The sequence below is a fragment of the Hymenobacter sp. IS2118 genome, assembly GCF_000715495.1.
GTDB lineage: Bacteria > Bacteroidota > Bacteroidia > Cytophagales > Hymenobacteraceae > Hymenobacter.
Map to the genome: position 1 here is coordinate 1 of NZ_JNLX01000122.1, position 13,971 is coordinate 13,971.

14 protein-coding genes are annotated in these 13,971 nt (G+C 60.3%); 4 read left to right on the forward strand and 10 right to left on the reverse strand.

The window, feature by feature from the left end:
• The first annotated feature begins 110 nt into the window (after positions 1-110).
• Positions 111-773 (forward strand): hypothetical protein, encoded by a 663-nt coding sequence (locus GM79_RS10175; protein WP_035563257.1) that lies wholly within the window; start codon positions 111-113, stop codon positions 771-773.
• Between the two features lie 254 nt (positions 774-1,027).
• Here the strand turns inward: GM79_RS10175 and trpS are convergent, their stop codons facing one another.
• The 8 genes from trpS to GM79_RS10210 form a co-directional block, all read right to left on the reverse strand.
• Entirely contained in the window at positions 1,028-2,002 is a 975-nt protein-coding gene (gene trpS / locus GM79_RS10180; RefSeq protein WP_035563203.1) for a tryptophan--tRNA ligase, read from the reverse strand.
• Between the two features lie 11 nt (positions 2,003-2,013).
• Complete coding sequence (locus GM79_RS24885) at positions 2,014-2,643, reverse strand: hypothetical protein (protein ID WP_152559937.1); 630 nt, start codon at positions 2,641-2,643, stop codon at positions 2,014-2,016.
• 28 nt (positions 2,644-2,671) lie between these two features.
• A complete protein-coding gene (locus tag GM79_RS10185) occupies positions 2,672-3,418 on the reverse strand; it encodes a queuosine precursor transporter (RefSeq protein WP_035563205.1) in 747 nt (248 codons plus the stop codon).
• A gap of 116 nt (positions 3,419-3,534) precedes the next feature.
• Entirely contained in the window at positions 3,535-4,446 is a 912-nt protein-coding gene (locus GM79_RS10190; protein ID WP_035563207.1) for a ribonuclease Z, read from the reverse strand.
• 127 nt (positions 4,447-4,573) lie between these two features.
• A complete protein-coding gene (locus tag GM79_RS10195; RefSeq protein WP_035563209.1) occupies positions 4,574-4,948 on the reverse strand; it encodes an STAS domain-containing protein in 375 nt (124 codons plus the stop codon).
• A gap of 69 nt (positions 4,949-5,017) precedes the next feature.
• Positions 5,018-5,896: a DUF4198 domain-containing protein gene (locus tag GM79_RS10200; protein ID WP_035563212.1), complete on the reverse strand. Its 879-nt coding sequence runs from the start codon at positions 5,894-5,896 to the stop codon at positions 5,018-5,020.
• A gap of 4 nt (positions 5,897-5,900) precedes the next feature.
• A complete protein-coding gene (locus GM79_RS10205; RefSeq protein WP_035563214.1) occupies positions 5,901-6,383 on the reverse strand; it encodes a hypothetical protein in 483 nt (160 codons plus the stop codon).
• A gap of 17 nt (positions 6,384-6,400) precedes the next feature.
• Complete coding sequence (locus GM79_RS10210) at positions 6,401-8,239, reverse strand: glycosyltransferase (RefSeq protein WP_035563216.1); 1,839 nt, start codon at positions 8,237-8,239, stop codon at positions 6,401-6,403.
• A gap of 353 nt (positions 8,240-8,592) precedes the next feature.
• Here GM79_RS10210 and GM79_RS10215 point away from each other — a divergent pair, with 353 nt between their 5' ends.
• Positions 8,593-9,222, forward strand: coding sequence for a nitroreductase family protein (locus GM79_RS10215; RefSeq protein WP_051718736.1), 630 nt, complete (start codon positions 8,593-8,595; stop codon positions 9,220-9,222).
• A 215-nt stretch (positions 9,223-9,437) separates the two neighbouring features.
• Here GM79_RS10215 and GM79_RS10220 read toward each other — a convergent pair whose 3' ends face one another.
• Positions 9,438-11,411 carry an alpha-amylase family glycosyl hydrolase gene (locus GM79_RS10220; RefSeq protein WP_235184036.1) on the reverse strand — a complete coding sequence of 658 codons (1,974 nt, stop codon included), beginning with the start codon at positions 11,409-11,411 and terminating at the stop codon, positions 9,438-9,440.
• A gap of 270 nt (positions 11,412-11,681) precedes the next feature.
• Between GM79_RS10220 and GM79_RS10225 the strand changes: the two genes are divergently transcribed.
• Positions 11,682-12,089 carry a DUF6960 family protein gene (locus tag GM79_RS10225; protein ID WP_035563218.1) on the forward strand — a complete coding sequence of 136 codons (408 nt, stop codon included), beginning with the start codon at positions 11,682-11,684 and terminating at the stop codon, positions 12,087-12,089.
• Between the two features lie 199 nt (positions 12,090-12,288).
• On the opposite strand, the gene GM79_RS10230 is transcribed toward GM79_RS10225, so the two are convergent.
• On the reverse strand, positions 12,289-13,635 hold the full coding sequence (locus GM79_RS10230) for a YfcC family protein (RefSeq protein ID WP_035563220.1): 1,347 nt from the start codon (positions 13,633-13,635) through the stop codon (positions 12,289-12,291).
• A 55-nt stretch (positions 13,636-13,690) separates the two neighbouring features.
• Between GM79_RS10230 and GM79_RS10235 the strand changes: the two genes are divergently transcribed.
• On the forward strand, positions 13,691-13,936 hold the full coding sequence (locus GM79_RS10235) for a hypothetical protein (RefSeq protein ID WP_035563223.1): 246 nt from the start codon (positions 13,691-13,693) through the stop codon (positions 13,934-13,936).
• Positions 13,937-13,971 lie beyond the last annotated feature (35 nt).

Here is a 13,971-nt window from a genome sequence, read left to right on the forward strand (position 1 = left end):
CCGCCCCGGCTGCGCCAGAGCCCACGCACTCCGGAGCCACGGCTACCAACAACAAGCCCACGGCCGCCGCCGGCTCGCCGGTAGCGGCGCCCACCGACCGGCTCGACCAGATTTTTGACGGGCTCAAGCAGAAATCAACCGCCAAGCAAGCCATCTACCGCAACACCCTGGCGGCGTTCGATTGCCTGCGGCTGGTATCGCAGGAACTGGTGCTGGAGCTCACGCGCCGGCTCACGCCCCTCGATTCGAGCGTGGTGATTGAGTACCGGCCCATCAACGACATGGAATACCATATTCGTTTTTCGGGCGATTTGCTCATTTTCGTCATGCACTCCAACATCGTCACCTTTCCCGACGACTACGGCCCCATGCCCAGCAAATATGTGGAAGCCGATTTCCGGCGTCGCTTTTTCGGGCACATCATGGCCTACAACTTCATGGCCGACAGTATTAAATACCAGCGCCTGAACGACCCCGGCTACCTTGTGGGCCGCCTGCTCGTCAACATCGACAACCATTATTACCTCGAAGGCGTGCAGCAGCTCGAACTGCCCAACAACGACATGTCGGACAACAAAATCGCGACTGATGCCATGCGCCTTTTCGTGGAAAGCGCCATGATTGCCGCCGTCAACAACGACCTCATCGCGCCGCCGCTGCCCGAAATCCAGAAAATCAGCGTCAAGCAAAAGCTGGAAAACCAGCAGGTTAGCCGGGGCAGTAAGGTCGGCTTCAGCTTCTCGGCGCAGCAGCCTCAGCCTCAGGTGTTTTAGTTGTTGGTTGTCAGTTGTCAGACTGAAATGGTCAGTACGACCGGACAGCCAGCAACTGACAACCAGTAGCTAACAGACTTGTTCCTAAATACAGAAAAGTGTAAAATCGACGGTCATGCTGAGCGCAGCCGAAGCAGCTCTACCGCTTCGTTGAGTCGATTGGATTAGTTGCACGGTAGAGCTGCTTCGGCTGCGCTCAGCATGACTCGCTTTTTTCGTTTCTGCTTATTCGGGAACAAGTCTAGTAACTGAAACTACCTTCCGTAACCCACCTTCGCTCGCACTTTGGCCAGCACGTCGGCCCCGTATTCCTGCGCCCGGCGGGCCCCGATGGCCAGCTTGGCATCCAGCTCGGGTAGGTTGTTGAGGTAGAAAGTGAACTGCTCGCGCTCGGTGGCAAAGCGGCGCAGAATCAGCTCGTACAGCTCTTTTTTAGCGTGGCCGTAGCCGTAGCCGCCGGCTTCGTAGTTGGCGCGCATGGTAGCCGTTTCGGCGGCCGTGGCCAGCAGCGAATACAGCTTGAACGTGATGTCGGTTTCGGGATTCTTGGGAGCCTCCAGCGGCGTGCTGTCCGATACAATGCCTTTGATGGTTTTCAGCAGCTCCTTTTCGGGGGCAAACACGTCGATGGTATTGCCGTAGCTTTTGCTCATCTTGGCGCCATCCGTGCCGGGAATAGTCATCAGCTCCGCATCGACGCGGGCCTGGGGCAGCACCAGCGTATCGCCGTAGCGGGCATTGAAGGCGCTGGCAATGTCGCGGGCTATTTCCAGGTGCTGAACCTGGTCTTTGCCCACGGGCACGATTTCGGCGTCGTAGAGCAGAATGTCAGCCGCCATGAGCACCGGATACGTGAAAAGCCCGGCATTCACATCCGACAGCTTGTCGGATTTGTCCTTGAACGAGTGCGCGTTGGCCAGCATCGGATAAGGCGTGAAGCAGCTCAGGTACCACGTCAGCTCGGTTACCTGCGGCACGTCGGACTGCCGGTAAAACAGGTTTTTCTCGGTGTCGAAGCCGCAGGCCAGCCAGGCGGCGGCCACGGCATACGTGTTTTGGCGTAGCACTTCTGGGTCGCGCACGGTGGTGAGCGAGTGCAAATCGGCGATGAAATACAGCGAGTCGTTGGCCGGGTTTTTCGACAGCTCGATGGCCGGGAGGATGGCGCCGAGCAGGTTGCCCAGGTGGGGGCGGCCCGTGCTTTGGATGCCGGTGAGGATGCGGGACATTTTGAAAGAGATTATTCTTTTCTTTCAGGAACAGCCGAGGGCTGAAACGAAAGGTTGTGGTTCAACGCCCGAATGGCGTTGGGAAAATTTTGGTAGGTGATAGCCCCTTTATCTAAGAGCTCAACCAAGTCGGGACGGCTAATAAGAAAGCTTCGTACCCGTCGCCGAAAGTAAGACCCATCGAAAGTCTCCCACGCAGCGGTGTAAGGATAATCGGATTGAATCCGAATTAAATAAACTGTAATTGGGTAACGATAAAGCCAAAACCAATCGAAACCACTATTCAAAAGGTGGTCGTAGCGCAGTAACGTAATTTTCCCGCTATCCAGGAGTTGGGCAAAACCAGCCCGTTCATTTACTGAACGCGAATTTATATCAAATTGAAGGTCATCGATGACTGCATAATGACGCTGGCCAATAGTGCAGCTTAGCGCGTGTCTTGCTCTCACTATAATCCGCTTACCTTTTGGAGTCCTAACCAGCAACTTTCGCCCATTGCGTAGCTTCAATTTACCGTAATGACGCTCTGAGGGGCCGGACTTTAGAACATAAGAGCCTGTTTCGTACGCTTCCGAAAATTGTGCCCGTGCTGCTGACGGTAATAGGCCAATCGCCAGCAAAATCAAGAATCGGAAAACCATGAGTGAGATGAAGATGAATAGTATAAACTCACACACTAACGTCAGCCACGGCTTCCTGCTGCAACTCGGCCGTTTCCTCCGGTCCTAAATAACGGTCGATGAGGTAGTGGGCCAAATAAATTACCGGCGTTAGTAGAATGGCCATCGCAAATTTATACCAGTAGTTGGTGTTGGCCACGCTCACTACCTGGTCCATCGTCCAGTTGCCAAAAACATAAAAGGCCACAAACAGCACCACAAAGGAATCGACGAGCTGCGAAACCAGCGTGGAGCCCGTGGCCCGCAGCCAGACATAGCGCCCGCCGGTAGCCCTGCGGATGGCCGCGAAAATGGTGGCATCGAGTACCTGGCCCACCCCAAAAGCGATGATGGAACCGGTGATGATGCCCAGCCCCTGCCGGAAAATGCTCTGGTAAGCGAAGTCGATGTCGAAGGCCCGGCCCTGGTTGTCGGTCTTATTCACGTCCAGCCAGAAATCGGCGGGTGGCAGGATGGTGGTGAGGTAAATCACCCCAAAGGCAAACAGGATAAGCGCCACCGTGAGGTAGCTGATGCGCAGCACCCCGGCCTTGCCAAAATACTCATTGATGATGTCCGTCGTCACGAAAACCACCGGCCAGATGAGCACGCCCGCCGTGAGGTTGCCAGGCAGGCCCATGAGCTTATCGGCCGAGAAAATCTTCACCCCGATTATTTCCGCCAGCAGCGCATTCACGATAAAAATGCCGCTGAGCACGAGGTAAAGCTGCTGCTTTTTGTGGGCGTAAGAAGTCATATTGAAAAGAATTAAAAATTAAGAATTATAAATTAAAAATGCTTGCTCATTCAGCGTAAGGCTTCTAGCTGCCGGCTTCCGCCGTTCATTTTTAATTTTTAATTCTCCATTTTTAATTAGAGTGAAACCACAAGGCCCTCGGTAGCGAGGGAGGTGGCGGCAAACACGGCGTGGGCCTCATGCAGCAGGGGCTCCAGTTTCTTGTAGCGGCTAGAGAAGTGGCCCAGCAGCAGGTGCTTCACGCCTGCGTCGCGGGCCAGCTGCGCGGCTTGGCGGGCAGTGCTGTGGTGGGTTTGGGCAGCGCGCTCCTGCATCTCGTCCAGAAAAGTAGCTTCGTGGTAAAGCAGGTCGGCCCCACGGATGAGGTCGGCGAGGGCAGGCGTGTAGAGCGTGTCGGAGAAGAAGGCGTAGCGGCGCGGGGTGGGGGCGGGGCCCGCCACATCGGCGTGGCGCAGGCCGGGCTGCTGGTCGTCGGCGGGCAGGTCCTGGCCCTGCGCCAGGCGGGCCAGCTGCTCGGGGCGGAGGCCGGCGGGCAGCTTTTCCTTCAGCAGGTTGGCGCGGCGCGGCTTTTCGGCAAACAGGTAGCCGGCGCACGGAATACGGTGGCGCATGGGCAGCGACGATACCGTGAGGTGCTCGTCTTCATACACCACGGCATGGATTTCGGTATTCACCGTTGTAAACTCCATCGCAAAGCCCAGCTGCATGTTGGAAACCCGCGCCTGCGTGGTGAGCACCTCGTCGAGCCCGGCCGGCCCCAGAATTTGCAGCGGCTGGGTGCGCCCCTGCAAGTGCATGGTGCCCAGCAAGCCAAAGAGCCCAAAGTAATGGTCGCCGTGCAGGTGCGAGATGAAGATGGCCCGTAGGTGATGCGGGCGCACCCGGTACTCCAGCATTTGCCACTGGGTGCCTTCGCCGCAGTCAATCAGGTAATTATGGGCGTCCACGGTCAGCACCTGCGCCGTGGGGTGGCGGCCAATGGTTGGAGTGGCCGAGGCCGAGCCCAAAATCTTCAACTCAAAAGTCACGGGAAGTAGTTGTTGGTTGTTAGTTGTCAGTTTGTAGCAAGCTAGCGGAGTGAAAACAAAAGTTGGTTGCCAACTGCCAGCTTCGATAACTGACAACTGACAACCAACAACTGACAACTGAAAAAAACTACTCCTTATCCGTCAGGTCGCGCTCGATGGTGTGCAGAAACACGCGGTCGATGCCTTCCTCTACCGTGGGCAGAATGTGCAGCACCGACTCCAGCTTGCTGATGGTGATGAGCTTAAGCACGTGGTCTTGCAGGCCGGTGAGCACCAGCAGGCCGCCGGTGGAATTGCACAGGCGGTTGGCAATCAGGATGGAGCTAAGGCCCGAAGAATCTGTGTACTTAACGTTGGTAAGGTCGAGAATCAGATTGTTAATGCCTTCGGCGTTAAGCTTCACGAATTCCGACTTGAGGTCAGGCGCAACGGTGGTGTCGAGCTTCTTTTCCTCAATGGTAATGATGGTGTAGCTTTCTTTTTTATCAATCGTGTACTTCATACAACGTAGGCAAGGAGGGTAAGAGAACGGCGAAGGTAAAGGAAAAAACCAAAATCCGGAGCAAGTGGGCTAATGTTTTGCGCCGGGCCGCCGGGCGGGCGCGGGCGGCCCCGCAAACGTTAGCGATGCCCAGGTGGACTGCCAGTCGGCGCGGTCGCGCAGATTGGCCGGGGCCGCCGTCATGCTCACCGTGCCCAGCAGGTATGGGCCCGGCCCCGACAGTCGTAACAGCACACGGCCGTTTTGGTTGGCCCGCACCGTGAAATGCGTGGTGGGCAGGCCGTCGGGCTGGCGCTGCCATATCTGCACGGTCGCGCCCCGCACCGGCCTGCCGGCCTGCAACACCCGCACCGTGAGGGCTTTGTCGGCCGCCAGACGATATGGATTTTGTTCCGGCACCAGCTCCAGTGGCAGCCCGTATACCTTGCGGCAGGCGCTGTCGGTGGCCGCAGCAACGACGGTGGCCTCGCCCACCTGCACCAGGGCTTTGGCGCAGCGGCGGTAGGTTTCGCGGCCGGGCGTGGCGGTTTCGTCGTTTTCCTGGCGCCGCTTCAGGGCGTAGTCCAGGCCTTCTTCGCGGAGGTAGGCGGTGAACTGCTCGCCGGGCAGCTCGATGAAGGAATTGGTGCTTTGCAGCAGTAGTACGTGGGTGCCGGGCCGGGCAAAGGTGAAGGCCGTGCGAAAGGTATCGGTTTCGGCCGGGCTCACGGGCGTCAGGTCGGTGCTGTCGCCGGGGATGGGACCGTGGCGCACCAGACGCAGGATTTTCGCGGCCTTATTGGTCCAGGGTTCGCCCTTAAAGTTTTCGCCCACCAGCGTCCGAATGTGAATGGTCTGGCCCGGTTGCAGCCGGAAGCGCGACGCTTCCAGCCAGAACTCGCGGGCGAGTGCAGCTGTGCTAGCGGAAAGAAAGATGCTTATTGTCAGAAGTTTTATGCTACTGTGCATGAGACTAAGTAGAAACTGCTGATAGGAGCTTTGCTCGTACTACGCTGGGTAGGTCGGTGGCAAATACCGCATTTGCTGGTTGTGAGCGTTGAATAAAAATACTTTCCTGCTCACCATACTTCTCAGGAAAGTTTGTCTCTACGCAGTGAGCGTAGGCTGACTCCTCAAATTGGTAGCTGTAAAATATGAGATAGAAGGTTGTGCCATCAATTTCCTTGGCCGTTGTGCGGGATATTTCGAACCTACCGGTAACGAGACGGGCATCAGCGGCAATTGCCCACATTACTTTATGTTTTTCAACGCTTTGATAGACCATGAATAGCCCGAGAACGATAAACGCAGCAGAAGCAAATAGCTCCATTTGTGAATAATCTGAAGCAGATACCTGGACCATGAGGCCCAGCAGTGCAACTAGTGAGCCACCAACTCCTACCAGGAAGCTACCTTCCCGCAACATTATTTCAAGTTTATCGCTAGCGGTTAACATTTTGGTAAACAAACAGTTTACTGCCTTTCCAGGGCCAGCGCATACGCCCGGTCGTAGTACACGCGCAGGTTTTTCCAGTCGAAGAGCTCAGCGGAGCTTTCCACGGCGTTGCGTTGCATGATGCGCTCGCGGCGGTTGAGGAGCACGAAATCCCAGAGCATGTCGGTAAGCTCCTCAGCCGATTCGTCGAAGGTCTTTTCCTGGCGATGCACTACGAAAATGCCTTTCGATTCAGGGTCGGGCACGTTTTGTAGGGCGTAGTCGCCGAAGCCCGACAGGTCGGAGGTGATGGCGGGTACGCCGCGGGCCACGCATTCGAGCGGAGTGTAGCCCCAGGGCTCGTAGTAGGAGGGGAACACGCCGAGGTGGCAGCCGCGCACAAACTGGCCGTATTCCATGCCCAGCAGGGGCGAAGCCGGCGACACGAAATCCGGGTGGTACACCATTTTCACCCGGTCGTGCTGATGGTTGAGCAGGTTGGCCCGGCGCATAAAGTCCAGAATGTCATCGTCCTGGTCGTTCACCAGATTGTGGGTGACGACGGGCGGCAGGGCGTTGGTTTTCCAGCTTTGCAGCGTGCGGCGGTAGCGCAGCTTCCAGTAGTCGTCCACCATCGTGCCCAACTCGGGGAGTTTGTGGTCCTGGCTGGCGGCAGCGGCGTAAAACAGGCGCTCGCCCACCTGCCGCTCGATGGCCCGGCAGGTTTCGTGCACCTCATCGAGCATGGCGCGGCGCTCCAGCACCTGCGGGTTGATGCTGGTGAAGGGCCTTTTGGTGATGAAAAACATCACCACCTGTCCCTCCATGCCGCTGGCCTGCAGGCGGTGGTTGAGGCGAGCCAGGGCCTCCAGGGTCAGGTCGAAGCCTTTGTTGTGGTACTCGTAGCGGCCGGAAGTGAAGAAATACAGCGTCTTATCCAGGTCGAAGGAGTACGACTGGAAGAAGTGGGCCATCACGAATTCGTGAATCTTACCCTTGTACTGCTGGTGCAGGTTCTGGAACTCGTGCAGGGCCACAAACCGCTCGATGTTGAGGCCGTTGGGCAGCACCGCATCGGGAATCCGGTCCAGCAAATAGATGCACTCGCGCACCGTAAGCTCGCTCACCGTGGTGAAAACGTGGCTGCCGTGGGCGGCGGCGCGCTCCATGCGCACGGCCGGCTCAATGTTGAATTTTTTGGCCTCGGCCTCCCAGTTCACCCACATAAGGTGGTCGTAGAAGTTGGGGTCGTTCATGGCCAGGTAGCGGCCCAGCAGCGTGGCGTGGGTGGTAAAAATCAAGTGGGCCGGCACTTGCAGGCGCCGCAGCTCCGGGATGGCTACGCCCGTCATCCACTCGTGGAAGTGCCCCAGCAGGCGCTGTTCGGGCTTGACCTGCGCGGCTAAGTGCTGGAAGAACACCGTGGTGAGGTGGCCAAAGGAGATAACCTGGTGCAGCAGGTCGTCGGTGTCGGGCGCCGGAATGCCGTGCCGCTGCCAGAGGTCGCCCTTGAGCTGGCCGAGCTGGCCGTAGGACTGCAAGGGGTTGATGAGCACTACGCGGGGCCGGCCCGTCACGAGCCAGGTGCCAATTTGCACGTCGTAGCCCTGGGCGCGCATGGTGCGCACGGCCGCCCCAAACGGGTCGGAAGCCGTGTGCACGGTCAGCTCGTCCAGGGGTTCAAACTCGCCCTGCGCCTGCTGGGCGAAGTAGGGCCCCAGCAGGCAGTACCGGTCGCCCCAGGCGGGCACAGTAGCCGGCACTTTGGACCGGATAACGGTGTAAATACCGCCGACTTGGTTACAAACTTCCCAGGCCACTTCTACCAGTAAAGCATCGGGAAACAGGGCATCGGGGGCATTAGGCGTGGGCTGCATACAGACGGGAGGCAAAAGGACGGGAGAGAACGGAACGCGGCGAAAGGTAAGCGTAGCAGCGTTTAGAAGCCACTGCAAACGATTTTTATCAGGACATACGCAAGGTTATTTCTCGCAGAGGTCCGCAGAGGTAAAACGCGGAGGTTCGCAGCAGCCAAGCCGTAAAATCTGCAGAGGTCCGCGTTTTGCCTCTGCGGACCTCTGCGAGAAAGCTCGTCAGAAAGGCAGTAGCGCAAGTCTTGTTTATTGGTGTGCTGGGGAAAGAGCAGCGGTTTCCCCGCCCGCAAAACTTCGCGCCGCGTCGGCGGTTACCCGCAGCTTTATTCCTCGATTTTTAATTTCCTCCTCACCTCATGGCCGATTCCACGAACGTACTTGCCCTCGAATACCCCATTTTGCCGGTGCTCGCCGAGCGCCGCAGCCCTCGCGCCTACACCAGCCAGCCAGTGAGCGCCGACGCGCTGAATCAGTTGTTTGCCGCTGCCTCGTCGGCGGCCTCCTGCTTTGGCGAGCAGCCGTGGCGCTACCTGGTGGGTGCGCGCGAAACCAGCCTTGAGGCATACGATAAAATTCTGACCAGCATGGGCGAGTTCAACCAGGCCTGGGCCAAAGCCGCGCCGGTGCTGGCCGTCAGCATCGCCAAGCTGCATTTCTCGCACGATGGCAACCCCAACGCCTGGGCCAAGCACGACGTGGGCCAGGCCACCGCCACGCTGGCCATTCAAGCCACCGAGCTGGGCCTGCAAATCCACCAGATGGCGGGCTTTGCAGTTGACAAAATCCAGGCTGCTTTTGCCATTCCCGCCGGCTACGAGCCCGTGGCCGTGTTCACTATTGGCTACCCCGGCGACCCCGCCGGCCTGCCCGACGGCCTGCGCGATAAGGAAACCGCGCCCCGCGCCCGCAAGCCCCTGGCCGAATTTATGTTCGAAGGAACTTGGCCTGGGTTGAAGGACGAGCGCTACGACCAGGCTCCGGTGTAGCTGCGGCTGCTCGGCACCCGGCCAACCCTTTTGCCGGTTTCAAAAACAGCAAAAAGGGTTGGTGAGCCGTAAATCAGTCATGCTGAGCTTGTCGAAGCATCTCTACCGCTCCGCTGAAGTCGTTCAACGGAGCGGTAGAGATGCTTCGACAAGCTCAGCATGACGGTTCGTAGTTAGCTGTAAGAGCGTACCAGCACTCTTCAAAACCAGCGCGGTTACCCTTCCTGCGACAATATCAGCACGGCGTAGGGCGCCAGGCCGATGCTGCCGTGCCAGGCGTAGCCGTCGCGCTCGCCGGGCTGGGCTTCCATGCCGAAGCTGTCGAAATCGCCAAAGTCACCGTCGTAGCCGCGCCAGTCGCTGTTGAAGCGGACTTTCCAGTGGCCGGGGCCAGGCAGGCCGATGGTGTAGGCCTCGTGGGCCTGATTAGCGAAGTTGGCCAGCACGATGGTGGTGTCGTGGGGGCCGCCGTGGGCATCGGCCCAGCGGGCAAAGGCTACTAGTTTGGCGTCGTCGTTGATGTGGAAGACGTGGGTGTGCTGCCCGCTCAGGCCCCTGGTTTGCCCGCCGGAATTGCGGCGCAGCGCAATCAGGTCGCGGTAGAGGTGCACGAGGCCGGCGCGGGTTTCCACGCCGCTCCACACCAGGGGCTCGGCGTCGTTGAACTCGCCCAGGGCCAGGAATTCCTGCCCCTGGAACAGCATCGGGATGCCGGGCGCCGTGAGCACCAGCGCCGCGCCCAGTACCGTGCGCTTCTTGGAGAAGTAGCCGTCAGCATCGCCGGGCATTATCTCTTTGGCCACCCGGCTTTTGCCGTTGGCTACCTCATCGTGGCTTTCGGTATAGATGACGCGCCGGAAAGCGTCGTCGTTGTACGATTCGGAGATGGCGCCCGCCACGGCCTGCATGTTGCGGTCGGCATCGTGGGGGGCGGTGAGGGCTTCCACAATGGGGTACACGAACGAGCTGTCCCACTGCGAATCAAAGCCCTGGCCACCGCTGGCCACCGATTCGGTGATGCGGTTGTTGCCGCGCATGTCTTCGGCAATGGTAATTTTCCAGGGCATGGTCTGGTCGATTTCCTCGTTTATCCAGCGCATCAGGCTCCAGCCATCGGGCAGGTCGGCGCCGGGGTCCTCCTCGCCTTTCACGTTGCGGATGAAGGCAATGGCATCGGCTCGCAGGCCGTCCACGCGGTAGTCGTGCAGCCACATCAGGGCGTTGTCGCGGATGTACTGGCGCACTTCGGGGCGGCCGTAGTCGGGGCGATTGTCGCCCCAGGGGGTTTCGGCGCGCCAGTCGTTGTAGAAGTAGATGCCGCCGCCGTCGTTCTCACTCCAGCCATCGAATTTCCACAGGTCCAGGTCGCCGGGGCCGAAGTGGTTGTACACCACGTCGAGCACCACGGCAATGCCGTGCGCGTGGGCCGCTTTCACCATTTCCTTGAAGGCCACGGGGCCGCCGTAGTCGCTTTCGAGGGCAAAGGGGCAGGCCGGGTTGTAGCCCCAGGAGCGGCTGCCCGGAAACTCGGTGGCCGGCAGCAGCTCAATGCAGTTAATGCCCAAATTGCGCAGGTAGGGCAACTTTTCGGCCACGCTGAGGAAGGTGCCCACGCGTTGCTCATCAGGGGTGTTGAAGGTGCCCACGTGCAGCTCGTATATCACCAGCTCGTTCCAGGCGGGCATCTGGAAATGGTCGTCGCCCCAGTCGAAGTGCGGGTCGTGCACCACCGAGGACCCGGCCGAGTTGGTCATCTGCCGGGCGTAGGGGTCGTTGCGGTCAAACTCCTGGTCGCCGTTCGTGAGGTGGTACTTGTACTCGGCGCCGGGTTGCACGCCGGGTACGTCCAGCGCCCAGTAGCCATCGGCTTCGTGCTGAAGCGGGTGCTGGGTGGCATTCCAGTCATTGAAAGTACCAATTACGGCCACTGCTCCGGCGTGGGGCGCCCACACCCGGAAGGTGGTACCGGCGGCGTGGGGCACGGCGCCCATGCCCGGCTGCAAAGTATCGGAGGCCAGGGGCGGCGCTTGGGGCGGCGCTTGGGGCGGCGCTTGGGGCGGCGCTTGGGGCGGCGCTTGGGGCGGCGCTTGGGGCGGCGCTTGGGGCGGCGCTTGGGGCGCGGTTTTTTTAGGGGAATTGTTGGGCGCGGCGGCTGCGCGGCCAGGAGCGGAAGCGGAATCGAGAGGCATCGAAAGAAAGAGTGCCCGCCGCCCAGGCAGCCGAAAATGCGGCCGATGCGGAACAGTCGGGAACCCGGTAATACGAGGACGGGCAGGTTTTGGCCAAAAGTTGCCCTAAGTGGCCGGGCCGGCCGCAGCGGACGCCGTTCAATGGGTCATTCGTGCTGAGTGGGTTAGCTCCGGCCGCGCTGTTTGCTACCGAAAAATTGCTGCGGAAATGAGCAAATTGCGCCGGCCGCTTGTTGCAGCTTCCCGATAACCGCTCCCGAAAAAATCAGAATGCGTCGTCCCAAACCCGTTGTTTTTGGCCTCTACGGCTGGTCGCCCGAGTACGGCTTCCGCTACATTCACCCCGCTAACCGCCGCTCGTTCGAGCTGCTGGAGCCGGTGGGCAAGCTGTTCGAGAAAATCAGCGAAGACGACGAAGGCGAGTGGGCGACCATCCGCTACGACGAGCAGCAGTTTCTAGTAAAGCCCGAGCTGTTCAAGGAAATTTACCACAAGCCCAAGTTTAGCTTCGGCGACTCAGTGGAGGAGGTGACGCCCGAACCGGGCCAGTACCGGCACTTCGGCCTCGTATCCGACGTGTTCTGGGACGAGCGTACCGACACGGCCACCTTCCAAATCGTGGAGCACAAGCGCAAGCTGCCCAAGGTGTTCACCGCCGCCGAGCTGCGGGCTGATTAGGGGTTGTGAGGCGCGGTTTGTTCCACCTCGTTCAGCGCAAGACCCCAACCCCTAGCCCCCCTCCGCTTGATGCGCGGAATCCTCCGGGAGAAGGGGAACTAGTTATAATTCTAAAAATTTAGAAACTAGTAGATTAAGGCTAGAAGCTGGTCCCCCTTCCCCAGGAGGGAGGGGCTAGGGGATGGGGCTCGCGCCCCCGTCACAGCCCCACCCAAATGGCGCCCACTACGCTGGCCACGCCCAGCAGCAGCAGCGCCCCATACAGCGGCCACGCAAACTTTAGCCACTGCTCGAAACGCACGCCGCAGGCCGCCAGCATGGCCATGAGCGTGCCATTGGTGGGCGTGATAAGCTCGCAGAGGCCGGCGCCGTACTGGAAAGCCAGCACCATTACCTGGCGCGAGAGGCCGATGAGGTCCGAGAGGGGCGTGAGCAGCGGCATGGTGAGCGTGGCTTGCCCGCTGCCGCTGGGCACGGGTACGTGCAGGGCGGTTTGCACGGCCATCATGCCCAGCGCGGCGAAGGTGACGGGCAGCTCGGCCAGGGGCGAGGCCAGGCCATTGACGATGGTATCGACGATGTTGCCCTGCTCCAGAACCACGAAAATGGCGCGGGCAAAACCAATGAGGATGGCCGAAAACGCAATGTCGCGGAAGCCCGCCACGAAGCCTTCGGCGGTGCCCGTGGCGCCCAGGCCACCCAGCAGTCCGGCGCTCACACCCAGCACGAAAAACAGCGCCGACATCTGCTCAAAGTCCCAGCCCAGCTTCAGCACGCCGTAGGCAAACACAGCGAAGGTGACGAGCATCAGCAGCAGCACCAGCCCGTGGCGCCCGGCCCCGCGCTGGTCGGCCGCCACGTCGGCGGGCGTGATTTCGGGCGCCACGCGGTGGCGGGTGGCGTAGCGCATGGTGCCGATAATCCAGATGGCGACGGCGACTACCAAAAAGCCCAGCCGCCAGCCACCGCCCGAGAGCAGCGGCAGCTGCGCCAGCTTCTGGGCAATGCCCACCTGAAACGGATTGATGGGGCTGAAGGAGGCGCCCACGAACGACGCGCCCGCGCTGGCCGCCACGGCCGTGAGCGTGGGGTAGCCTAATCGGCGCATCAGCACCAGCAGCACCGGCACCAGCGGAATAATTTCCTCGCCCATGTTTTCCAAAGCGCCCATGGTGGCAAACAGCAGGCTCACCAGCGGAATGACGATGACTTCGCGGCCCTCGGCGCGGGCCAGCAGCCAGTCCACGCCGTGGCGCAGGGCTCCGGTCTGGTCCACGACTGTGAAGGCGCCGCCGGCGAGGAAGATGAGGAACACCACGGCCGCCGCATCGGCCAGGCCCTTGGGAATATCAACCAGCATGTCGAGCGGACCCACGGGCGTGGCGGGCACGCGGTGGTAGGAGCCGGCGACCACCACGTCGCGGCCGGTGGCAGGGTCTTTCTGGCGGTCGAAGCGGCCGGCCGGCAGCACGTAGCTCAGCGCGGCGGCCAGGATGATAAAGCCCACGAGCAGCACGAGCGGGTGGGGAAAGCGAAAGGTGTTCATGGCACAAAGTAGGGCGGCGGCGCACCAACTTTGCAAAAAACCGGTTCCGCTACCCATGACCCTCACCGCCTTCAAAGCCCTGCACCAGCGCCACCAGGCCGAGCACCTCGCCCGGCACGGCACGCGCCTGGCCGAGCGTCAGGAAGACAGCTTCGACCTGACGCTGTACGCCGTAGAAGGCTTTTACGCGGAAACCTGGCGCAGCCGCGGGGAGGCGGATATTCTCTTCATTCACGTGTTCCAGAAGCCGGCCGGGCTGGGCGACTACCTGCGGCTGGTGCAACTACCGGGTAATCTGTAGGGTCCTTGCGCCGCCTATGCAACGGTGCTGTTGGG